This is a genomic window from Enterocloster sp. OA13 (assembly GCF_022440595.1).
In the GTDB taxonomy this organism is placed as follows: Bacteria; Bacillota; Clostridia; order Lachnospirales; family Lachnospiraceae; genus Enterocloster; species Enterocloster hominis.
The window spans coordinates 4196541-4218431 of record NZ_JAKNTF010000001.1 but is presented as its reverse complement, the minus strand read 5'-3'; the positions used below and the strand labels follow the sequence as shown (position 1 = coordinate 4218431).

Sequence of the window (21891 nt, the reverse complement as noted above, 5' to 3'; positions counted from 1 at the left end):
ATGACTTCAAAGAATATCATGATTGTAGGCGTTGGCGGCCAGGGGACCCTTCTTACCAGCCGTATCCTTGGAAAGCTTGCAATCAATGCGGGATATGATGTAAAATTATCCGAAGTACACGGCATGGCCCAGAGGGGCGGCAGCGTGGTGACCTTCGTGCGTTATGGTGACAAGGTAAATGAACCCATTGTGGAGGAGGGGCAGGCGGACGTGCTCATTGCATTTGAACGCCTGGAAGCACTGCGCTATCTGCATTTCCTTAAAAAGGACGGCGTGGTGATTGTCAATGACTGGCGCATCGACCCCATCACGGTGGTGACAGGGGTGGCTGCTTATCCTGAGGATGTGATTGAGACACTGAAGGCGAAACGCAGGGCCATTGTGGTGGAAGCCACGGCCGAGGCCAAGAAACTGGGCGCCCCAAAGGCATTTAACATCATTGTCCTGGGAGCGGCGGCAAAGCACATGGGCTTTGAGAAGGAAGACTGGCTGCGCGTGATTGAGACAACCGTACCGCCAAAGACCATTGAAGTGAATAAGCAGGCCTTTGAGATTGGATATGCGCTTTCACTGTAGCGGTACGGCTGGCAGATTAAAAATATCCTAAAAATACGGAGGGTTTACAGTCAGATGATTTGGAATGAGGCAAAGGAATGTATGAGCAGGGATGAGATGACAAACCTGCAGGGCGCAAGGCTTTCAAAGCTGGTGGACCGTGTGTACCACAACGTGGAGTATTACAGGAAGAAAATGCAGGCAGAGGGCCTGGAACCAGGCGACATCAAGGGAATCGAGGACCTGGATAAGCTGCCGTTCACCACCAAGGATGATTTGAGGGATACCTATCCCTTCGGCATGTTCGCAGTGGATAATTCCCAGATTACCCGCATCCATGCATCCAGCGGCACCACGGGAAAGGCGACCGTGGTGGGATATACGAGGAAGGATATTGATGTGTGGAGCGAGTGTGTGGCAAGATGCATCACCATGGCTGGCCTGGGCAAGGAGGACACCATACAGGTGGCTTATGGATACGGCCTGTTCACAGGCGGTCTGGGCGCCCATTACGGGGCAGAGGAAATGGGGGCCACGGTTGTGCCCATGTCCACTGGCAATACCAAGAAGCTGGTGACCATGATGGTGGATTTCGGGGTGACGGGAATCATGTGTACCCCTTCCTACCTGCTGCACATCGCGGAAACCATTGAGGAGATGGGGGTAAGGGACCAGATTAAGCTGAAGGCGTCCATCAACGGGGCCGAGCCATGGACCGACGGGATGAGGGCCCAGATTGAGCATCAGCTGGGAATCCATGCCCACGATATCTATGGTCTGAGCGAAATCATGGGTCCGGGTGTGGCGACGGACTGCCAGTTCCACAGGGGACTTCACATCCATGAGGACCATTTCCTGCCTGAAATCGTGGACCAGAAGACCCTGAAACCATTGCGGGACGGCATGGAAGGCGAACTGGTCATCTCCACCCTGACCAAGGAGGGTCTGCCGCTTATCCGTTACCGCACCAAGGATCTGACCAGCATTAACCACGAAGTCTGCGAATGCGGCAGGACCACTGCCAGGATTGCAAGGTTCACGGGAAGGACCGACGACATGCTGATTATCCGCGGCGTCAATGTATTCCCGTCCCAGATTGAATCCGCCCTTCTGGAAATGGGCGGCACCACTCCCCATTACCTCCTGATTGTTGACCGGATTAATAACCTGGATACACTGGAAGTGCAGGTGGAGGTGGAGGAGCGTTTCTTCTCCGATGAAATCCGGGAGCTGGAGAACCTGACGGGCAAGATTGCCCATGTCATCCAGAACGCTATCGGGCTGGCCGTCAAGGTGAAGCTGGTGGAGCCAAAGAGCATTGAACGCAGCATGGGAAAGACAAAGCATGTAATTGATAACAGGAAACTGATTTAGGAAAGGCAGGTATGGATATGTTTGTAAAGCAATTGTCTGTATTCATTGAGAACCGCGAAGGAAGGCTGGAGCAGGTAACAGAAGTGCTGAAGGAGGAGAACATTAACATCCTGTCGCTGAGCATGGCTGATACCACGGAGTACGGTATGCTGAGGATGATTGTATCCGACCCTGAGAAGGCCAAGGACGGCCTGAGGAACAAAGGTTTTTCCGCCATGCTGACCGATGTGCTGGCAGTGAAGCTGGAGGACAAGGTGGGCGAGATGCACAAGATGACCCATATACTGTGCAGCCAGGGACTGAACATTGAATATATGTATGCCCTGGCATCCGCAAACAGGCGTGCCATGATTGTAAAGGCATCCGACGGGGCGGCGGCGGCAAAGGCCATTGAGGACGGCGGACTGGTGCTGTACACCAATGAGGAGATGTGCTGGTAGGTGTGGATTGTATTAAATTGAAAAGGGCTGAGCCTGGACAGGATGATCTGTCAGGGCTCAGCCCCTTTTTTGTCCCGTCAGCCGGCCGGGGATATGAGGGCTAATAATTTTTTGCATATTTTCCAGGTGACTGTCCAATGGTTTTTTTAAAGGTCTTGATAAAATAAGCATTGTTTCCAAAGCCGACCTCTTCCCCTGCGCGCTGGACAGAATAGCCTTTGCGTAACAGGATGCAGGCTTCACGTATACGGTAGTTTGTGACATAGGAACCCACGCTGAAGCCGGTCAGGGCTTTAAAATGCCTGCAGAGATAGTATTTGCTTATGAAGAATTTCTGGCTCAATTCCTCCAGACGGATTTCCTCCATATAGTGATTATGGATATAATCAAAAATAGGCTTGATGGAGTTGTACTCGTTTTTCAGGGACAGTCCCACGACAGACTCCCTCTGTCTGATCAGGTTGCTGATATACAGCATAAGATTAACAAATGCCATATTCTGGCGCAGGTCATCGCCGAATCCGCCGCCGTTGGGCATGCAGTTTGCCAGGAGGTTATTGAAATAGTGAAACTGCTCCTCGCTTAGAAGCTGTGCAATATAGTCAAAGTTGCCGAAAATGGATACTATGTCGGTCTGCGTACTGGACAGCATCTTAAGTGTCTCGGAAGAAAAGTGAAGGACGTATTTTTCATAAGAGGATATATCGGCAATGCATTGATGGAGTACGTATTTATTTAAAACAAAGAGCATGGCATGGCAGAGAGGGTACGCGTGTCCGTTTATCATGTAGGTCCCGCCGTCGCTCAGTCCGAATAAAAGTTCGTATTCATCATGGAAGTGCGGTTCGCTAAGAGATTTATGGTGAAGTGATTCCATGACAATCGTGTAGGGTATTTTCATGCAGCAGTGCTCCTTTCGGTTAGCCGGTTCCTGAATCATAAAAGAGATTGCTTTTAACAGTAAGATTATAACATGAAAAGCGCCCTGCTGAAAGAGGGGGGATTTTTTACATGGGAAATGTTGGGATTTTTTATGGCAATATAGAACAACAAATTGTCAACATCGGGATATTTTTTAGAAATAAAACTTGTTAGTATTAGACTATCAGAATAAATCCGGATTTGATGAAGTGAAAGGCAGAGGTGCAGGATTAATGAGAAGAATGAAGGTTGGTAATACAGGGATGGAGGCATCCGTGATTTCCATGGGGACACTGTCCATTGGCGGTGACGGCGTGTGGGGGGCAAATGACGATACCGTGTCAATCCGCACAATACACCGTGCATTGGAGCTTGGCATTGACTGGTTTGACAGTTCTAATTTTTATGGGTTTGGCCACGCGGAGGAGGTGTTGGGGCAGGCGCTGCAGGGCCGCAGGGATAAGTGTTTCATATCGACAAAATGCGGCTTGGAGTGGGATACCGGCGAGGGCTCTCCTTTTTTTACAAGGGATGGGCATCAGATATACCGCAACCTTTCCCCAATGGCTGTCCGGCGCAGCCTGGAAGGGTCCCTGAGACGCTTGAAAACAGATTACATTGATCTCTATATCACACACTGGCAGTCGGTCCCTCCGGCATTTACCCCGATTGAAGAGACAATGGGAACCTTGATGGACCTGAAAAAAGAGGGGAAAATCAGGGCAATAGGGGCCTCCAATGTGACGGCGGAGGATATCCGGGAGTACTTAAAGTACGGACAGCTGGACCTGATCCAGGAGCGTTACAGCATGCTGGATCCAACCAGCTACGACCGGTTAAACGGCCTGTGCCTGGAACACAATATAACATATCAGGCATACTCCGTGCTGGAAAGAGGGCTTCTCACAGGAGCTTACACCATGGAGAGCAAGGTGACGCCAGGAGACGCCAGGAATGAATGGAGTGTATGGTATCAGCCAAAGCGCAGGAAGAGGATAATTGACCTGATTGAAGCATGGAAACCATTGTGCGATAAGTATGGGACGACCCAGGCGGGCCTGACCATTGCATGGACGCTTCAGCAGGCGCCAAATATCAATGTGGATGCCGGATCGCGCAGGGTGGAAGCAATTGAACAGAATGCCAGGGGCGGCGGGTTCCTGATAGAAGACGGCGATCTGTCCATGATGAACGCAATGATTAAGACCGTGCTGGATGAAGAGGGAATCGTGGGTGGAAACCCGGCGGGCAAGTAAATGAATGTACAAAGGAGAGGTAAGATTATGATGAAAAGAATCCATAGGATGATAACAGCGGCAGCAGTGGTAGTATGTATGGCGGCAGTGACAGCATGCGGGAATTCAGCGCCGAAGGAAAATACACCGGCTACAGGCGGTGCGGCGGCAGAGACACAGGCAGCAGCCAGTTCAGGGGAAACGGCCGGTTCAGGGGAAACCGCAAAAGAGAAGATTGAGGTAAAGCTGGGATTTGCAGAATCAGAAAACAGCGTTCACTATAAAGGATACCAGTATATGTGTGACAAGATTACGGAGGCGACACAGGGACAGGTTACTTTTAAATTATACCCCAGCAACTCCCTGGGAAATGAGCGCGATCTGTATGAAGGGTGCCAGTTGGGGACCGTTGACGCATGTATCATTACGAATGCCGTCCTGACGAACTTCATCCCGGAGGCCGCGGTTTTAGACCAGCCGTTCCTGTTTGACGACTATGATCAGGCATGGAAATTTATAGACGGCCCATTCGGCGATTATGTGGAGGACAAGGCGGAGGCCGGCGGGGTCAAAATCGTTGGGTGGATGGATTCCGGATTCCGTTCCCTGTTTACAAAAAAGAATGTGGATTCCGTGGCTTCCTTAAAAGGATTGAAAATCCGGACCATGGAGAATGAATACCATATGGCAGCATACAATGCCCTTGGCTGTATTGCAACCCCGATGGCTTCCGGCGATGTGTTTACCGCCCTGCAGCAGGGAACCATTGATGGGGCAGAGAATACCATTCCTACCATTGTGGCAAGTAAATTTAATGAAGTATGTAATTATGTCTGCAACCAGCCGGTGATATTCGCTTATCAGCACCTTGTGTTTTCTGATGATCTGTGGGCTAAGATCCCGGAAGAATATCATGACGCGGTAATTGCTGCAGCGGCTGAGGGCTGCCAGTACCAGAGAACCCTGTTGAGGGATTCCGTGGCAGATTTCAGGACCGATCTGGAAAGCCAGGGAGTGACATTCTTTGACCTGGACCTGGACGAACTGAAGAGCCGCACACAAGAGGCCATGAAGCAGTTCAGTTTTGATGAGGAAGCTTTGAAACTGATGAATGAGGAGCTTGCCAAGCTGCAGTAAGGGGCGGTTATACGAGGATATATGAGGAGAGGACCAACATGAGAGAATTAAAAAATATAATTAAAGGGGCCAGTAAGTTAGAAGAATTAATGGTGGTTATGATTTTCATTATAATGAGCCTGGCATCCTTTGTTCAGGTCCTGAATAGAAATTTCTTTCATCTGCCCATAGGATGGCTGGAGGAGCTTGCACGGTATTGTCAGGTATATCTTGCGCTGCTGGCAATGGAATTAGGCTTGCGGGACGGTTCCCAGATGGCATTGACCACAGTGGTGGACAGGCTTCATGGCAGGATAAAAGAAGTGGCTGCCATAGTTGCGAAGCTGGTGGTGGTCCTGTTTTCAGCACTTATGTTTACTCAGGCCATCCTGATTATTCAGGGGCAGATGTCTAACTGGCAGAAGTCCCCGGCATTAAAGGTACCCATGTTCATTCCATATCTAGCCCTGCCGGTCAGCTTTGGTATTGCCTCGGTAGTGGAAACAGGAATACTTATTGTCATGGTACGTAAATTATTCGGGAAGAAAGAGACTGGGGAGGAGAATATATGATGGGGCAGGTTGCGTTTTCTCTGTTTGGGATATTGGTAATCCTTCTTTTGATAGGAGTGCCTATCTCTGTTTCTGTGGGAGCGGCCGCGGCCGCCACAATACTGTTTTGTTATCCGGACCTTCCTGTCATGGTTATTGCCCAGAGATTGTTCACGTCCATGGATAATGTTTCAATCATGGCCATACCCTTCTTTGTCCTGGCGGGAAACCTGATGACCAACGGCGGTATTTCTAAAATGATTGTTGAATTTGTCAACTGCTTTGTGGGAAATATCCGGGGCGGATTGGGATATGCGGCAATAGTGGCCTGTGCGTTTTTCGCCGCCCTGTCTGGTTCCGCACCGGCCACGGTCCTGGCAATCGGTTCCATGCTGTATCCGGAGATGGTGAAGCTGGGGTATCCAAAGGAACGCTGCGCTGGATTGCTGGCTGTGTCCGGCGGTCTGGGGCCGGTAATCCCTCCAAGCATCATCATGGTTGTCTACTGTACCTTGACAGGAGCGTCTGTCACAAATATGTTCACAGTGGGTATCTTCGTTGGGATACTGATTGCATTGATCCTGTCGGCAGAGGTGTTTTACTTTTCACACCGTGAGGCATGGCCGAGGATGGACGGTAAGTTGGATTACAGCCAGATTTGGAAAAAATTCGTACGTGCGTTTCCAGCCCTGCTGATGCCGGTCATCATCCTTGGTTCGATTTACAGCGGGTTGATGACCCCCACTGAATCTTCGGCAACGGCCGTATTATATGCGTTCCTGATTGGGGTATTCGTTTACCGGCAGCTTAAAATACGCGATCTTCCTAAAATCATACTGAACTCTGCCAAAAGCGCGGGAATGATTCTCTTCATTATTGCAACAGCATCAAGCTTTTCCTGGCTGTTTACCTATTCTGACATGTCGGATGCCATGGTGTCTGGAATCGTTGCCCTGAACATGAGTCCCAAGCTGTTTTGTGTGCTTATTGCGGTTTTGCTTCTTTTCTTTGGAACCTTTCTGGAAGGAACGGCAATCTGCGTATTGTTGGTACCGGTTTTATGGCCGGTGGCAATGTCCATGGGGCTGACGGCAATTGAATTTGGCCTGATTGTGTGCCTGGCCGGCGTGATTGGCGCAATGACGCCGCCTGTGGCGGTAAATATCTTTTCGGCATGTTCCATATCGAAACTGTCCATTGGCGAGGTTACAAGAGGCGAGCTTCCCTTTTTTATGGGGTTTGTAATGGTATTGCTGTTAATTGCGCTATTCCCATCGTTCTTTACATTTATGATTGCATGACCTGAAAGGCTGGCTTCTTTCCGGAAAACCATAAGAAATAATATTGGCACCTTCAACGTTTTGTGAGGGGGTGACAAACCCATGAATATCAAAGTATAGGTACGTATTGAAAGGCGTTCTACGGGAGTAGGGCGCCTTTTGTCATGGGCATTACCTTTTGTTGACGGTGCCAGTGAGGCAGGTATGAAAGCGATGATGGAATATCGATATGTACCTTGTAAAACAATAGGAACATTTTTAAGGTGAAGTGTATCCCACTCTGTGGGATGCACAACTGACAGAAAAGCCTGTCTAATCATGCTTGTGCCGGCAAATCCTTAACCAGCTGGGTGCCGCTTTTTATAAAACCGCTGGCAGTCACATGGGCCACCGGATTGCCCAGGTCATCGGATACGTCCACCAGGTAATAGCAGGTGCTCCGTCCTTCTTTAACCTTGCGGGCCTCGGCAACCAGGCGGGTGCCTTTTGCAGTGCCAAGGTATGTAATCTGGGAAGTGGTGGACACGTTAAGCGGTTTATTCCAGTTGGAGGCCACTGCGAAGGTAAAATCAGCCAGGGTAAAGATGGCGCCGCCCATGACGGTTCCTCCCGCATTGAGGTGATGTGGTTGTATTTCCAACGAACATTTTGCATATCCATCATCTACTTCATCGATGACAGCGCCGTTATCAGTGGCAAACCGGTCATTTGCAAAGACCTTCTGTATCTGTTCCAATTTCTGTGCGTTCATGTTTTTCTCCTCCGCTGAAAATAATCTAAAGAACACTATAAACCAAGGCTGCAGGGGTTGTCAATGCCGTGAAACGCATAATCAGGGATATATAATGAAAAAGGGTCATGAAAAAGGGGGTTCCAACCGGAACCCCCGTGTATTAATATCAGCTGTCAGTCCAGCTGTTTAGTTGTTGCACCCACATCCGCCTGCATCTACTGCAACCGGCGCCTGGGCAGCGCCGCCGCGGGGCTGAGGGAATCCACAGGGCCTTCCCCAGCTTGCGTCATTGAAGCCTTCCCAGTATCCGTTGCGGAAGCCTTCCCTATATGCCCTGCGTCTCTCACCTGCACAGATGTCACGTCTGCAGCCACAGCCACAGCCGCTGTTATTGCCGCAGCCGCAGCCACAGCCGCTGTTATTGCCGCAACCGCAGCCGCTGTTGTTATTGCCGCATCCGCAGCCGCAGCCGCTGTTATTGCCACAACCGCATCCACTATTGTTATTACCGCAGCCGCAGCCACAGCCGATATTTCCACAACCAAATCCACAACAGCAACGATTACATCTACATCCACATCCAAATCTAAAACAACACATATATCGCATCTCCTTTTTTATTGGTTTGTACTATATCATATGGGACAGTCAGACAAAGTGTTACTGATTGTTTCAGGGGATTATTCTGTCACGGTCCTTTGGGAACCACATAAACTATTAATAAAGAAAAGTTAATGGAAGGAGTTTCCATCATATGGACTCTTATACAGATGTAAGGGGACAGTGCTGCGGCTGCGGCTGCAGACACGTGTCCTGCAACACCTCCGGCCCTAATAGCTGCGGTTCTTTCAGGCAGACGGATTATCCGGATATGAACACATTTCCCTGGGCTGTAAACAATGATTATAATGTAGCTCCTGCTGAATCATTCATGGGCGTACAGTACCCTGATATGAATCAGATGGACTGTGTGTCAACGGAGCCGGGCTGTCTGGAACAGCAGCACCCGGTTGCAATGGCCTATGTTCCGTGGCAGCAGTGGCAGACCACCTATGCCCCTGAAAGGGGACTGGTACAGGGGACCATTTTCCCTGACCTGGATCTTCAGTTTAATTATGGGAGGTGCGGCAGATGACCAACTTCGATTATAATGTTTCACAGGGAGCCATGCTGCGTCAGGTAGATGAGGCAGGGTTTGCCGTGGTTGACGCCAACCTCTATTTAGACACCCATCCCTGCGATGCAGCGGCAATTGATTACTATAATCAGATGCTGGCAGCATACCAGAGTGCGGCAGCGGCATATGAGGCACAGTTCGGTCCCCTGACCGCCAGTGCCAACAAGGATACTGAATACTGGTCCTGGGTCAGCGATCCATGGCCATGGGAAGGAGTGTGCTCATAAATGTGGATATATGAAAAAAGACTGGAATTTCCTGTTAATATCAAGGAACCAAATGCACAGATGGCACAGTTCATAATGTCCCAATACGGCGGACCTGACGGGGAAATGGGAGCCTCCATGCGTTATCTGTCCCAGCGTTACACCATGCCATACAAAGAGTGCAAGGCAGCGCTCACGGATATAGGAACAGAGGAGCTTGCCCACCTGGAGATAGTGGCAGCCATCGTCCATCAGCTGACCAGGAACCTGACGGCAGAGCAGCTGGTAGAACAGGGCTTTGGCCCTTACTATATTGACCATGCAACCGGAATCTGGCCACAGGCAGCAGGCGGAATCCCGTTTAACGCATGTGAGTTCCAGTCCAAAGGCGATGTGATTACGGACCTCCATGAGGATCTGGCTGCGGAACAGAAGGCCAGAAGCACCTATGACAACATCCTCCGTGTTGTTAAGGACTATGACGTATGCGAGCCGATTAAGTTCCTGAGGGCGCGCGAGGTGGTCCATTACCAGCGGTTTGGGGAGTGCCTGAGGATTACCCAGGATAAACTGGACAGCCGGAATTTCTATGCGTTTAACCCTGAGTTTGATATGCATACCGATCCCTGCCAGCAGTAAGGGATAGATAGCGGACCGGATAACGGACCAAATAACGGACCAGGGGGAAATGGGGATGCAGGAGGCAGAAATGCCTTTATGGCATCCCCGTTTTCTATCTGCGGGAGCAGACAGCTGCCTGAGAAAACTGCAGCCGGAAATGCTGTCTGGTGAAAATACTGTCAGGTGTCCTGACCTACAGCCATGGGCGCATGATATCTTGCAGATACTGGAAAACTCAGTTATAATTCTAAGGAGTAAGATGTCAGGGGAACCATAAGGAGGAGCAGCTTGAACGTTCAGGAGATATTCGGGATTTTGGGAATTGAGGAGACAAGGGATGAAGATGAAATCCGGGCAGCCTATCGGAAGCTTCTGTTAACTTCTAATCCGGAGGATGACGCAGAAGGGTTTAAACGGTTGAGGCGGGCCTATGAGGAAGCGGTTGGATATGCCAGGACACCTGCGGATGAGGAAATACAAAGTGCAGGGTGGATGGAGGAGAGCGGGCCGGAAGGCATTTTCCTGAGACAGCTGGCTGACATTTACACCAGCCTGCCCAGGCGTCTGGATCCAGCGGAATGGGACAGCCTTTTAAGGGAGCCGGTGCTTGGGTCTGTGGACAGCGGGGAACCGGCCAAATGGGCCATGTTCTCATATCTGTCTGAGCACTTCAGATTGCCTGTAAAGATATGGAAAATATTAGACAGGACCTTTCTTATTGAAAAGAATCATCAGGAGTTCAGGGAGCATCTGCCTGAGGGATTCGTGGATTTCATGCTGGAACGGCTGGATACGGATGACGGCCGGGAATTTCCCATGGACAGGCTTCAGGGAGACACACAGGCTGATTATGATGGCTTCATCAGCGCCCTTTTCACATTGCGGAACAAGGAGAAGACAGGCGCCCCGGAGGAAATGGAGGAAAGAGGCAGGGCGCTGCTGCATCTGGCGTCGCTGGGCATAGACCATCCATGGTATGGTGTGGAGCAGGCTGAATATCTGGCCCTGACAGGGAAGACGGAGGAGGCTGCCGGGATGGCCCGTTCCCTGATTATGGAAAACCGGGAGGATGAGCAGGTTTACATGCCAGTGGTTTCCATCCTTATAAGCTGTGGCTGCCGCACAGAGGCCAGAGGACTGTATGCAGCCTATCTGTGCGGGAAGAGGCGGACGTCCGATGGGGCTTACCAGGCCCTTATGGGTCTGGCCAGGCTGGACGCAGAGGAGGGAAATTGGGAAAAGGCCAGGGAACATGTGTGGAATGCCGGGAAGCTGGAACGCACCGAGGAGGCGCGCAGGCTTTTGGGACAGGCGGACCAGGAGATAATCCGCCTTTACACATCCAGGACAGAAGGACTTAATCAGGAGGAGGCCCTGCTTCTTGCCCGCTGCTTTGTTCATTTGGAACAGGGCGGTGAGGGAAGGCGGTTCTTTGAGGCACATCCGGAATATATCGCGGACACGCCGGATTTTCATGAGCAGATGGCCATGCTTAACATGCTGGACGGCAGGAGCGGGGAGGCGCTTGAGGAGATAGGGCTGTGGCGCAAGCGTCTTAAGCAGGAAAACGTCGGTCAGGAAAACGTTGGTCAGGAAAACGTTGGTCAGGAAAACGTCGGTCAGGAAAACGGTGATCAGAAGTCTGGAAGCCAGGAATCCGGCGGCCAGAAGGCCAGCCAGGCCAGAAGCTTCCACGTGGAAGGCCGCGTATGGCGGGACCTCTATCATCAGGAGATAAGGCGGGAAGACGGGAACCGGGAGCAGGCCGCGGGCTTTTCGGACCGGGCGCTGGCTGCCCACAGCCAGGCTGTCCTGCTGGAACCGGATAACGTGGACTACAGGCTGTACAAGGTGATGGTCCTGCGGGACAGACAGGATTACCAGGAGATGGAAAAGCAGTGCAGGGAAATCCTCCAGCTGGATGACGGGGTCTACTGGGCCATCTTTTATCTTCAGGAGGCATGCGAAAGGCTGGGCAAGGACCAGGAGGTGGTGGACGCTTTCTTGCGGGCCAGGGAGATATATGACGGACACCCGGAGATATACATAAGGGCAGTAAGGGTATTTAAGGCATACGGAAAGTATGAAAATGCCCTGAGGGTCATTGATGACGCGGGACAGGCCGGGGTAAACAGCAGTGAACTGCTGGTGGAGCGGATTGGGGTGCTGGACAGGCTGGCAAAAGACGCGGAGGACTGGCGCCGGGCGGACCGGTATGCGGCGGCGGTCATCCGCCACCTGGAACAGAATAAGGAATCCAGGGAATTACTGGCAGATGCCTACCTGAAGCGGGCATTCCTGAATGACAGCGGCAACCAATTCAACAAATATAAGAAGCTGGGGCTGGACTGCAGGTATGCGGAAATCTCGCTGAGGCTCCGGGAATCGCTGTCAGCCAGATACGCCCTGGGAAGATACTGGATTGAATATGGGAACCGTCCAAAACAGGCGTACCTGCATTTGAAGCAATGTGAGAAGCAGGGGATGGATTACGAGAGGCTGTATTATTATATTGCCAGGTGCCATGAGCGGTTCAGGGAATGGGACAAGGCCATCGGATACTATGATAAGGCGCTTCAAAAGAACCCGGAATCCTCCAACTGCTATTGGAGGCTCAGCGTGCTCTACAAGCAGAAATACACCAGGACCCTGCAGAACGAATATGGGGAAAAAGCCCTGTATTACACCAACCTGCTGGAAGAAAAGTTCGGCCCGGGGGCAGAAAACTTCAGGCGGCGTGCGGATATCTACCTGCACATGAAGGAATATGACAAGGCCCTTAAGGAGATTGAACAGGGCATTAAAATGGACGGGGACAGCGGCATGTGGCTTTTAAAGGGAAAAATCCTCCGGGTCCTGGGAAGATATGAGGAAGCCATTGCGTGCTGTGGGAAAAGCCTGGAAGCCAGCGACCAGTTCGGGGCGGATGAAGAGGAATGCTTTAAGCGGGTATTCCAGTGCTTTCTCAGAATGAAACAGATTGACCAGGGAATTGAATATTTTACAAAAGCCCTGGACAGGAACCTGACAGCGGACGGCCGGGAAAAATGCCTGGAAAACCTGATGGACCTGGAGGCAGAGGCCGGGCGCCACGACAAGGCCCTTGGGTGGATAAGGGAGCAATATGGAAGCGCGGACCTGGATAAAAGGTGCTGTGATGATTGGGAGGAAGAAGGAAAACGGATTGAGGCCGTATTGAATATCTGGCTGAAATTCCGGAAAAACCCCGGCGGGGAAATCTGGGATAAATGCCGTGAGGCAGAGGGCATTGCACGGGAGGCGCTGGCGGATGAAGCAGGAGACAAAGAAGGCCGGGCCTTAGTGTGCCAGAACGTGGGGGAGGCATGGTATTATCTCGGCAATCTGGATAAGGCCCTGGATTATCTCTCAAGGGCCTATGACATAGCCAGCCGGATGAAGAAATACGGCTATTACCGGAGCCTGACCAAGATGCTCATACGGACCCATTACTGGAGGAATGACCTTAAGGAAGCCAGGAAATTCGGGGATTTATACAGGGCCAGGCTGGAGTCGGACTACACGGAGTGTTCCGACCTGGGCCTCTCCATGGAGGAACTGCTGACCAGGCCGACCACGGAGTCCAGGCAGGTGCTTTATAATCTGTTCTGCTGGTCCTATTTCACGGGACGCCATGATGAGGCCCGGGAATATTTCCGGCTGATGGATGAGGAGCGGGGGATGTGCTGGTGGTGCGATGAGGACGGGTGTACGGAACTTTTGGAAGCCAGGGGATTCCTGCTCATGCTGGACCATAAGAAGGAGGAGGCACTTATGGCATTTGCCCGGGCAGACCAGGTCATCTGGCTGGGATGCAATAAAGATGCCCGGATGGCTGTTAAAATGCTGGAAAAGGAGACGTGCATACAATGATAATCGGAATAGACCTGGGGACAACCAACAGCCTGGCCGCCTGCTTTGTGGATGGCCGGGCGTGCATCATCCCCAACCGCCTGAGGAAGAACCTGACCCCGTCCGTGGTGGCGGTGGATGGGAAGGCGCAGATACTGGTAGGGGAGACTGCCCGGGAATACGGCCTCCTTCATCCGGAGCGGACAGCGGAATTATTCAAACGTTTCATGGGAAGCGAACGCCAATATGACCTGGGCGGGCACAAGTTCCGGCCGGAAGACCTGTCCGCCATGGTCCTGCGTTCCCTGAAGGAGGATGCGGAAAGCTTTTTGGGCGAACAGGTCCAGGAGGCGGTCATAAGCGTGCCCGCGTATTTTGACGACAAGCGCAGAAGGGCCACGAAACTGGCCGGGGAACTGGCAGGGCTTAAGGTGGAGCGGATTATCAGCGAACCAACGGCCGCCGCCATCACATACGGCCTGTACGATAAAACAGAGAATACAAGATTCCTGGTGTTTGACCTGGGCGGCGGCACCTTTGACGTGTCCATCCTGGAACTTAGCGGCCCAATCCTTGAGGTACGGGCCGTGGCCGGGGACAACTATCTTGGGGGCGAGGATTTTACCAGGATATTGGAACAGGAGTTTTATGAAAGGAACGGGCTTAAGGAGGATGGGCTGGAATGGAAGGAGCGGGCGGCTGTCCATGAGGCGGCGGAGAACTCCAAGAAACGGTTCAGCCTGGAAGAAACTGTAAAGATGCGCTGCAGGATAAAGGGGGAGGAAAAGGACCTGTCCATGAAACTTACGGAATATGGGAAGCTCTGCCAGCCGCTTCTGGAGCGCATACGCAGGCCCATCCAGAAGAGCATCGCGGACGCGCATCTGAAGCTGCAGGACATTGACCAGGTCGTGCTGGTGGGCGGAGCCACACGCATGCCGGTGGTTAAGGATTTCGTGGTGAAGCTGTTCCATAAGTTCCCGGATGTGTCCGTGCACCCGGATGAGGCCGTGGCATTGGGGGCCGCCATCCAGGGAGCCATGAAAAGCAGGAACAGGGAAGTCAGGGAAATGATCCTGACCGACGTATGCGCGTTTACCCTGGGAACCGAGGTGGCGCGGGAACGCCGGGAAGGCGTCTATGAGGCCGGGCATTTCTGCCCAATCATTGAGCGCAATACGGTCATTCCTGCCAGCCGCACGGAACGTTTTTACACAATCCGCAATAACCAGGACAGGATACGCATTGAAGTGTACCAGGGGGAGAGCCGCCTCACCGCCAACAACCTGCTGCTGGGAAGCCTGGATATCCAGGTGCCGAAGAACACGGCGGGGGCAGAGGCGGTGGACGTGACCTATACCTATGACATCAATTCCATCCTGGAGGTGGAGGTGAAGGTGGTTTCCACCGGGAAAGTGAAGAAACAGATCATCAAGGGCAGGCATAACACCATGACGGACGAGGAAATCAAGGCCAGGATGGAGGCACTTTCCTATCTGAAGATTCCTCCCAGGGACCAGGAAGAAAACCGGCTCCTGCTTTTATTAGGGGAGCAGTGCTATGAGAAGAGCACGGGGGAACGGAGGAGCCGGATTGAAAGCTTGATGCAGGCATTTGAAGCAGCACTGGACAGCCGGGACGGGGAGCGCATACGGGAGACCGGGGACAGGCTGAAGGCGTGCCTGGATGGGTGAGCGGATGCGGAAAAGGAATGGAATCTATGGCCCGGAGGGCAGTTTGGTCCATGGATTCATTGGAAATCATGATAATTCATGGCGATATACGGTGATTCATGATGATTTATGGTAATTCATAGTAATTCATAGTAATTCATAGTAATTCATAGTAATTCGTACTAATTTGTTGCGTTTTGTGCATTTAAGGATACAAAAGTCTTCTGTGATTTTATCTGATTGCAGGAGGCTTTTTTATTACCTATCATGATTATTGTTGGACTGGGGAAGGCCGGGGATTGCTGCATTACCGGATGGGTCCCCCTTATTATGAAACAATTATTACATCGATTGCCAAGAAATTGAATCCTAAATTATAAAAATATGTAAAAATTAGGAACTAACAGTAAAAAAACACTTAAAATAATAGTTAAAATATATAAAAAACAGCTTGTAAAACAGAGAAATATATGATATTATGATTGCATCAATTAGCAATCGATTGCAAAAACTAAAAAGTGAGGGAGTAATATGGGTATCGATGTTATAATCGGAATTATTATGTTTCTGTCTTTTGTGGGAATGATATGGTATTGTGTCAAGGGCCTTAACCTGATGGTGGGGTTTGCGCTTATGGCAACCTTCTGGACGGTGTTATCCCTGCTTGGCAACCTGCTGAATCCCACGACCGTGATGGAAGGGAAAAGCCTCATTGATGTGCTTACGTACGTTTATGCAGACGGTCCGGCGGGATATGCCAAATCCATTCTGGTCAACGTGTTTTTCGGAGCGTTTTTTGGAAGGATACTGGTGGATACCGGAATCGCTGCAACCTTAATCCGGAAGGTGGTTGAGCTGGGCGGTGATAAGCCGAGGATTACCATGGCGCTTGTCTGTATCGTTACTGCAATCATCTTCATGTCAATGACGGGAATCGGTCCGGTTATTTCCATCGCCGTGATTGTCCTGCCGATCCTGCTGTCTTTGGGGGTTCCCTCACCGGTGGCGCTGTTCAGCTTCATGGGTTCCATCATGGCCGGGATTTTTGCCAATGTGGTTAATTTCAACCAGTTCCAGACCATATACGCGGGCTTCGAACCAGCTGCCGAAAGCTATACATACAATGATTATTTCCGGATTGGGATGCTGTGCATGATAGTTGCGCTTGTGGTGGTATTGATTGTTGCCAACCTGTCCATGAGCAAAGGGGTATCCCATGGCTGGGCCGTATCGTCTGCATCCGTGAGGGAGGATGCCCCGGTCATATCATGGATATCGGTCATACTTCCTGTTCTCGGCGTGGTTCTGTTTAAGGTACCGATTATCCTGGGATTCTGCCTTTCAGGCGTCTACGCATTACTGACAACGGGAAAACTGAAAGGTTCGTATGGGGGCGTATGTCAGATCCTGGCTAAGCTGTTTACCGAAGGGGCCATTGATGTGGCGCCCATGGTAGGCTTCCTGCTCACCCTTGCGATGTTTAATAATGCGGCAGCATTTGCGGCCCCTTACTTTACCTCCATACTGGGCGGGTTCATTCCAAGGACAGCCATTACCCTGTGTATCGCGTTTGCAGTCCTTACCCCGCTGGGCTTTTTCCGCGGCCCTATGAACCTGGTGGGATGCGGGACGGCAATCCTGGCGGTCGTCATAGCCATACTTCCAGGCGCGCCGGTGGCATTCCTGTATCCGCTGTTCGCCATCACCACCATTGCGCCCCAGCATCTGGATATTACTCAGTCATGGGTTGCGTGGGGATTCGGATATACCAAGGTTTCGGCAAAGGATTATATGAAAATGTCCATACCTGCGGGCTGGATTGTGGGAATCATCTGCTGCGCCGCCGTGTATGTGATGTATGGCGGGCTGATGTGACTGGAATGACGTCTGTTTTGTGAAAGGAGAACTGTTAAAGATGAAAAAAGCATTGATTAAACTTCCGAGGAACCGTGTAAGAAGAAATTATTTAGGCGGGGCTGGGATTGACCGGCTTCACGGGGAACCGGTATGTGTTGATAACGACAGGCCTGAGGAGTGGCTGGGGTCCATGGTTGAAGCTGTGAATCCGGGCATGGATGTAATTGAGCATGAAGGACTGATTCAGGTTGATACGGATGAAGGGAAACGGTACCTGAGGGATGTGGTAGATGGGGAAAAGGAATACTATCTGGGGGACTGCATGCGCAAAGATGGAAGCTGGCAGCTGAGTTTCCTCTATAAAATCCTGGATTCCTCCATGCGGCTTCACATACAGGCTCACCCCACGTCGGACTTTGCCAGGTCCGTCATGGGGAAGCGGTATGGCAAGCTGGAATGCTATTATATCCTGAGGGTGCGCGAGGATATTGAACCGTATATCTATCTGGGGTTCCAGCACTCCCCTTCCAGGGAAGAATGGAAGGATATCATAGAGACCCAGGATAAGGAACGGATGGAGGCGTGTTTTGAGAAGATACCGGTAAAGCCCGGGGAGGTATGGTATATTCCGGGAGGAATGCCCCATGCCATCGGAGAGGGGATTACGCTGCTGGAAATCATGGAACCCTCCGACCTGGTGGTCCGGTGTGAATTTGAACGCGAAGGCATCATCGTTCCCAAGGAAGGACGGTTCATGGGAAGGGATATTGACTTCTGTCTGGATATCTTTGACTACAATGAATATTCAAAAGAGGATATAGTCAGGAAATGTAAGGTCAGCCCGGTTGTGCTCAAAGACAACCCGGAATATAAAGAACTGCTTCTGATAAATGAAACATTCACGCCCTGCTTTTATGTGGGGAAGATAGAAGTGATGAAGGACTCCGTCATCAGCCATCACGGCCGATTTACCATTGGCCTCGTGACACGCGGGGCGTGCGTCATGGAAGCGGACGGATGCAGGATGGCCTTCAGACAGGGGGACAGCTTCGCAATTGCAGCATCGGTACAAAACTACAAGGTGGATGTTGAGGATGGAGCGGAGTTATGCATGGTCTATCCGGGAAATGATATGAAAATGGATATATAGATGATTGGATGGTTTGTGGATGCTGCCTGCCTGGGGATTGCCCGGCAGGCAGCATCCGTTTATATATAGGGTATCCAATTATACATGGGGAGGACATCCGTTTAGGCAAGCCGCACCAGTTCGCCGCCAATCAGCTTCACATCCTCCTCCTGGTGGGTGGAGAGTATCAGGATCCGTCCGTCCCGTTTTTCACGGATATACGCGATGACACTGTGTTTCAGTTCCTCGTCCATCCCTGTAAAAGGCTCGTCCATGATAAGGATATCCGATGGGGTGAGCAATGCCCTGTAAACCGCAACCCGCCTTTTCATGCCGCCGCTTAAGGTGGATACGGGGCGGTCCAGGCATTCCTCGGGCAATAACTTTCCCATCTCCCACCTGACGCGGGACGCCTTTATTGAGCGTCCTGCGCACATCGTCACATTCTCCAGAGGGGAAAAGGATTCGCACAGCCTGTCCTCCTGGAATACGGCCGATATGGAGGGGGAGGTCCGGCCATGGCTGACGTCCCGGCTGTCCCCGGTGTCCACGTTCCTTCCGGCATCCGCCACGGATATCCCTATGGTACCCGTGTCCGGTTTCTCCAGTCCCATGAGAATCCGCATCAGCGTGGTCTTGCCTGACCCGGAAGGGCTCATAAGACAGTAACAGCCGTTATCCCGGAAGGTCATGCTGATATTCTGAAGGACGGGCATGCCGTTATATGATTTTGAGATATGCTTCAGTTCAATCATTCTCTCTGTGGCTCCTAACTTTCTAAATGCATCTAATGCTTTACTTTACCCAAAAGATACAGGAAAAGGCGTTCAAAAACAGCACTGGCGATGATGATGACAAAGGTCCAGGCAAACAGTCCGGCGGTATCCAGATAAAGCTTGGAATAGTAGAGCTGTTCGCCGATGGAACCTTCCGGTATGCCGATTACCTCGGCGGCCACGCCGGATTTCCAGCTCATTCCCAACGCGGTCCTGCATCCGCTGATGAGGTAGGGCAGCACTGCGGGAATATAGATATAACGTATCTGCTTCAACAGGGGCATCCGGAATACCAGGGCCATCTCCAGAAGCTTCCTGTCCGTGTGCTCAAGGCCGGACAGGGTACTTACGTATATCATGGGGACCACAACCAGAAAGGAGGTAAATACAGCCAGGTTATGGGAACCGATCCAGATAAGGGCGAGTATGACAAAGGAAGCCACGGGCACTGATTTGATCAGCATCATCATTGGCTCCAGCAGATCCTTTACCAGAGGAACCGCATAGGCCAGGCAGCCTAACAGGATACTGAGGATGAAGGCCCCTAGGAATCCGATGCTTATCTTGGCAAAGGAGTTGAAGACAGAGGCCCAGAAGGAACTGTCGCGGACAAGCTCCAGGAGGGCCTTTACCATATCCACAGGCCCCACGAATATGATATTGTTGTGTATCAGCATATTGGCTGCCTGCCACACTGCAATCCAGAACAGCCAGATGAAATATTTCCGTATACGGGTGTTTTGATTCATGAAAAATGTCTCCGCCAACCAGTCATATGGTATCCGCCCCTGGGGGCCTTCACGCTCTAAGGCATGTAATAAAAGTCATCCCCGGGCATCTGGCCGCCGATGGATTTGGCATCCTGTTCCATGAGGATGGAGAGGTATCCGCTTAATGCATCCTTCATCTCCTGTCCTGTAATGCATACGATGTTGCAGTAGGGAAGGGCTTTCTGGGCGATGGGTGCTTTCTCCACAATGCCCTGGGCAGCGATAAGGGCTGCTGCTTCCTCCGGATGTCCGGAAGTAAACAGGGCGGATTCCGCATGGTCTTTCAGGAAATCCTCAATGGGCGAACGGTTCTCCCGGAGGAAGTCGCTGCGCACCAGGGTGACGCCTGTTACCAGCATGCTGCCGCTGTCCTTGTTCAGCATGTCCCACTGTTCCGTCAGGTCCAGAACGGTTTTCAGATCCTCATTCTGGATGCAGGCGGCTGTGGCAAAGGGCTGGGGAAGCACTCCGATGGCGCTGGAATCCTGCTTTAAGATAGAGGCAACCTCGGTGGCTTCAGACTTAAACTGGAGGTCCACATCGCCGGAACCGAGGCCATTTTCCTTTAAGAGGTAATTCATCACATATTCCGGCGTGGTGCCCTTGCCGGTCATGTAAATGGTCCGTCCCTTAAGGTCTGCCATGGATGTGATGGAATCATCTGATGCAACCACATACAGGACGCCCAGGGTGTTGATGTCCAGGACCGTTACATTTCCCTGGGTCTTGGCGTAGAGGACGCTGGCCACGTTGGCCGGCACCAGGGCGATGTCCAGGTCACCGTTTGCAATCTTGCCTACCAGCTCATCCGCCTTGCCGGTCATGGTAAATTCATATACATTGGAGGTTTCGCCCTTGGCGGCCTTGTCCATCAGGGATACCAGGCCCATGGAGGTGGGGCCTTTTAGGGAACCCACGCGGATTCCGGCCTGGCAGGTCAGTTTCGGCTCATCCCCGGATCCGTCCGCGGTAAGCTCCTTGGCAGACCCGGCCGGACTGTCAGACCCGCTATCCTCAGAAGACCCGGTATCCTCTGACCCGCTGCTGCCGGTCTCCTGGGAATCAGGGGCAGGGGTTTCTGCCTGTGTGGCGCTGGCGGCAGTGTCCTTGGCAGCGGAACCCTGTCCGGATCCGCCGCATCCGCCAAGCATCAGGGAAGCGCCCAGGAATGCAGTTAAAAGTATGGAAATGGAACGTTTCATAATACAATCTCTCCTCTCATAAATATCCTTTACTATAGCACAACAGGCCCTCCTTTTCTATAAAATATTTGAGAAATATTATTGATATAAATATCACAATATGAGATAATGGAGATACCGTTTGGGGTGAACTCATAATACACGCAGATAGTGGAGGAATAAGGGATGAAAGTAACGATTTGTATTGGAAGTGCCTGTCATTTAAAAGGGTCCAGGGAGATTATCGCAAAGCTTCAGAAGCTGGTTGCTGAGAATGGCCTGTCTGACCAGGTGGATTTAAACGGCGCATTCTGCACAGGCAACTGTGACCACGGCGTATGTGTGACCGTGGAGGGTGAGCTCTATTCACTGAAACCGGAAGATACCGAGGAATTTTTCGAGAATGAGATAAAAGGGAGACTTTGA

21 protein-coding genes are annotated in these 21891 nt (G+C 51.5%); 15 read left to right on the top strand and 6 right to left on the bottom strand.

The window, feature by feature from the left end:
• Genes MCJ35_RS18655 through MCJ35_RS18645 form a run of 3 tightly spaced genes read left to right on the top strand, consistent with a single transcriptional unit; the run spans position 1 to position 2369 of the window.
• Positions 1-576: an indolepyruvate oxidoreductase subunit beta gene (locus MCJ35_RS18655; protein ID WP_008719161.1), complete on the top strand. Its 576-nt coding sequence runs from the start codon at positions 1-3 to the stop codon at positions 574-576.
• Between the two features lie 54 nt (positions 577-630).
• Positions 631-1929 (top strand): phenylacetate--CoA ligase family protein, encoded by a 1299-nt coding sequence (locus MCJ35_RS18650; RefSeq protein ID WP_008719159.1) that lies wholly within the window; start codon positions 631-633, stop codon positions 1927-1929.
• Positions 1930-1946: 17 nt separating this feature from the next.
• Positions 1947-2369: an amino acid-binding protein gene (locus MCJ35_RS18645; protein ID WP_025485931.1), complete on the top strand. Its 423-nt coding sequence runs from the start codon at positions 1947-1949 to the stop codon at positions 2367-2369.
• 100 nt (positions 2370-2469) lie between these two features.
• Here MCJ35_RS18645 and MCJ35_RS18640 read toward each other — a convergent pair whose 3' ends face one another.
• Positions 2470-3270: an AraC family transcriptional regulator gene (locus tag MCJ35_RS18640; protein WP_025485932.1), complete on the bottom strand. Its 801-nt coding sequence runs from the start codon at positions 3268-3270 to the stop codon at positions 2470-2472.
• A gap of 253 nt (positions 3271-3523) precedes the next feature.
• Between MCJ35_RS18640 and MCJ35_RS18635 the strand changes: the two genes are divergently transcribed.
• The 4 genes from MCJ35_RS18635 to MCJ35_RS18620 are packed head-to-tail and all read left to right on the top strand — an operon-like array spanning position 3524 to position 7493.
• Positions 3524-4546, top strand: a complete 1023-nt coding sequence (locus MCJ35_RS18635; protein ID WP_025485934.1) for an aldo/keto reductase — start codon at positions 3524-3526, stop codon at positions 4544-4546.
• A 27-nt stretch (positions 4547-4573) separates the two neighbouring features.
• The gene (locus tag MCJ35_RS18630; RefSeq protein ID WP_051400668.1) at positions 4574-5662 is read left to right on the top strand and encodes a TRAP transporter substrate-binding protein; all 1089 of its coding nucleotides are present in this window, start codon (positions 4574-4576) and stop codon (positions 5660-5662) included.
• 38 nt (positions 5663-5700) lie between these two features.
• A complete protein-coding gene (locus MCJ35_RS18625) occupies positions 5701-6213 on the top strand; it encodes a TRAP transporter small permease (RefSeq protein ID WP_008719148.1) in 513 nt (170 codons plus the stop codon).
• Positions 6210-7493, top strand: a complete 1284-nt coding sequence (locus MCJ35_RS18620) for a TRAP transporter large permease (protein ID WP_008719147.1) — start codon at positions 6210-6212, stop codon at positions 7491-7493. Before MCJ35_RS18625 ends, MCJ35_RS18620 begins: the two co-directional genes overlap by 4 nt.
• 295 nt (positions 7494-7788) lie before the next feature.
• On the opposite strand, the gene MCJ35_RS18615 is transcribed toward MCJ35_RS18620, so the two are convergent.
• Both MCJ35_RS18615 and MCJ35_RS18610 read right to left on the bottom strand, forming a co-directional pair.
• Complete coding sequence (locus MCJ35_RS18615) at positions 7789-8223, bottom strand: PaaI family thioesterase (RefSeq protein WP_025485936.1); 435 nt, start codon at positions 8221-8223, stop codon at positions 7789-7791.
• Positions 8224-8420: 197 nt separating this feature from the next.
• Positions 8421-8789, bottom strand: coding sequence for a hypothetical protein (locus MCJ35_RS18610; RefSeq protein ID WP_025485937.1), 369 nt, complete (start codon positions 8787-8789; stop codon positions 8421-8423).
• 170 nt (positions 8790-8959) lie between these two features.
• On the opposite strand from MCJ35_RS18610, the gene MCJ35_RS18605 reads away from it, so the two are divergent.
• The 7 genes from MCJ35_RS18605 to MCJ35_RS18575 all read left to right on the top strand — a co-directional run bounded on the left by MCJ35_RS18605 (position 8960) and on the right by MCJ35_RS18575 (position 18759).
• The gene (locus MCJ35_RS18605) at positions 8960-9340 is read left to right on the top strand and encodes a spore coat associated protein CotJA (RefSeq protein ID WP_025485938.1); all 381 of its coding nucleotides are present in this window, start codon (positions 8960-8962) and stop codon (positions 9338-9340) included.
• Positions 9337-9609: a spore coat protein CotJB gene (locus MCJ35_RS18600; RefSeq protein ID WP_008719139.1), complete on the top strand. Its 273-nt coding sequence runs from the start codon at positions 9337-9339 to the stop codon at positions 9607-9609. Before MCJ35_RS18605 ends, MCJ35_RS18600 begins: the two co-directional genes overlap by 4 nt.
• Positions 9610-10227 carry a manganese catalase family protein gene (locus MCJ35_RS18595; RefSeq protein ID WP_025485939.1) on the top strand — a complete coding sequence of 206 codons (618 nt, stop codon included), beginning with the start codon at positions 9610-9612 and terminating at the stop codon, positions 10225-10227.
• A gap of 270 nt (positions 10228-10497) precedes the next feature.
• Complete coding sequence (locus MCJ35_RS18590) at positions 10498-14100, top strand: tetratricopeptide repeat protein (protein WP_025485941.1); 3603 nt, start codon at positions 10498-10500, stop codon at positions 14098-14100.
• Positions 14097-15773 (top strand): Hsp70 family protein, encoded by a 1677-nt coding sequence (locus MCJ35_RS18585; protein WP_034577671.1) that lies wholly within the window; start codon positions 14097-14099, stop codon positions 15771-15773. Before MCJ35_RS18590 ends, MCJ35_RS18585 begins: the two co-directional genes overlap by 4 nt.
• A gap of 510 nt (positions 15774-16283) precedes the next feature.
• Positions 16284-17627, top strand: a complete 1344-nt coding sequence (locus MCJ35_RS18580) for a hypothetical protein (RefSeq protein WP_025485942.1) — start codon at positions 16284-16286, stop codon at positions 17625-17627.
• Positions 17628-17667: 40 nt separating this feature from the next.
• The gene (locus tag MCJ35_RS18575) at positions 17668-18759 is read left to right on the top strand and encodes a type I phosphomannose isomerase catalytic subunit (RefSeq protein WP_240299609.1); all 1092 of its coding nucleotides are present in this window, start codon (positions 17668-17670) and stop codon (positions 18757-18759) included.
• Between the two features lie 101 nt (positions 18760-18860).
• On the opposite strand, the gene MCJ35_RS18570 is transcribed toward MCJ35_RS18575, so the two are convergent.
• The 3 genes from MCJ35_RS18570 to MCJ35_RS18560 are packed head-to-tail and all read right to left on the bottom strand — an operon-like array spanning position 18861 to position 21486.
• A complete protein-coding gene (locus MCJ35_RS18570; RefSeq protein WP_008719129.1) occupies positions 18861-19493 on the bottom strand; it encodes an ATP-binding cassette domain-containing protein in 633 nt (210 codons plus the stop codon).
• Positions 19494-19525: 32 nt separating this feature from the next.
• A complete protein-coding gene (locus MCJ35_RS18565) occupies positions 19526-20263 on the bottom strand; it encodes an ABC transporter permease (RefSeq protein WP_025485943.1) in 738 nt (245 codons plus the stop codon).
• A 56-nt stretch (positions 20264-20319) separates the two neighbouring features.
• Positions 20320-21486 (bottom strand): ABC transporter substrate-binding protein, encoded by a 1167-nt coding sequence (locus MCJ35_RS18560; RefSeq protein ID WP_025485944.1) that lies wholly within the window; start codon positions 21484-21486, stop codon positions 20320-20322.
• Between the two features lie 165 nt (positions 21487-21651).
• On the opposite strand from MCJ35_RS18560, the gene MCJ35_RS18555 reads away from it, so the two are divergent.
• The gene (locus tag MCJ35_RS18555; protein ID WP_008719124.1) at positions 21652-21891 is read left to right on the top strand and encodes a (2Fe-2S) ferredoxin domain-containing protein; all 240 of its coding nucleotides are present in this window, start codon (positions 21652-21654) and stop codon (positions 21889-21891) included.

Excerpts from the sequence above, each read along its gene's own strand:
- MCJ35_RS18640 (WP_025485932.1), bottom strand. The coding sequence starts at position 3,270 with ATGAAAATACCCTACACGATTGTCATGGAATCACTTCACCATAAATCT.
- MCJ35_RS18630 (WP_051400668.1), top strand. The coding sequence starts at position 4,574 with ATGATGAAAAGAATCCATAGGATGATAACAGCGGCAGCAGTGGTAGTA.
- MCJ35_RS18555 (WP_008719124.1), top strand. The coding sequence starts at position 21,652 with ATGAAAGTAACGATTTGTATTGGAAGTGCCTGTCATTTAAAAGGGTCC.
- MCJ35_RS18615 (WP_025485936.1), bottom strand. The coding sequence starts at position 8,223 with ATGAACGCACAGAAATTGGAACAGATACAGAAGGTCTTTGCAAATGAC.
- MCJ35_RS18605 (WP_025485938.1), top strand. The coding sequence starts at position 8,960 with ATGGACTCTTATACAGATGTAAGGGGACAGTGCTGCGGCTGCGGCTGC.
- MCJ35_RS18575 (WP_240299609.1), top strand. The coding sequence starts at position 17,668 with ATGAAAAAAGCATTGATTAAACTTCCGAGGAACCGTGTAAGAAGAAAT.
- MCJ35_RS18650 (WP_008719159.1), top strand. The coding sequence starts at position 631 with ATGATTTGGAATGAGGCAAAGGAATGTATGAGCAGGGATGAGATGACA.
- MCJ35_RS18570 (WP_008719129.1), bottom strand. The coding sequence starts at position 19,493 with ATGATTGAACTGAAGCATATCTCAAAATCATATAACGGCATGCCCGTC.
- MCJ35_RS18620 (WP_008719147.1), top strand. The coding sequence starts at position 6,210 with ATGATGGGGCAGGTTGCGTTTTCTCTGTTTGGGATATTGGTAATCCTT.
- MCJ35_RS18560 (WP_025485944.1), bottom strand. The coding sequence starts at position 21,486 with ATGAAACGTTCCATTTCCATACTTTTAACTGCATTCCTGGGCGCTTCC.
- MCJ35_RS18635 (WP_025485934.1), top strand. The coding sequence starts at position 3,524 with ATGAGAAGAATGAAGGTTGGTAATACAGGGATGGAGGCATCCGTGATT.
- MCJ35_RS18600 (WP_008719139.1), top strand. The coding sequence starts at position 9,337 with ATGACCAACTTCGATTATAATGTTTCACAGGGAGCCATGCTGCGTCAG.
- MCJ35_RS18595 (WP_025485939.1), top strand. The coding sequence starts at position 9,610 with ATGTGGATATATGAAAAAAGACTGGAATTTCCTGTTAATATCAAGGAA.
- MCJ35_RS18645 (WP_025485931.1), top strand. The coding sequence starts at position 1,947 with ATGTTTGTAAAGCAATTGTCTGTATTCATTGAGAACCGCGAAGGAAGG.
- MCJ35_RS18565 (WP_025485943.1), bottom strand. The coding sequence starts at position 20,263 with ATGAATCAAAACACCCGTATACGGAAATATTTCATCTGGCTGTTCTGG.
- MCJ35_RS18655 (WP_008719161.1), top strand. The coding sequence starts at position 1 with ATGACTTCAAAGAATATCATGATTGTAGGCGTTGGCGGCCAGGGGACC.
- MCJ35_RS18580 (WP_025485942.1), top strand. The coding sequence starts at position 16,284 with ATGGGTATCGATGTTATAATCGGAATTATTATGTTTCTGTCTTTTGTG.
- MCJ35_RS18625 (WP_008719148.1), top strand. The coding sequence starts at position 5,701 with ATGAGAGAATTAAAAAATATAATTAAAGGGGCCAGTAAGTTAGAAGAA.
- MCJ35_RS18585 (WP_034577671.1), top strand. The coding sequence starts at position 14,097 with ATGATAATCGGAATAGACCTGGGGACAACCAACAGCCTGGCCGCCTGC.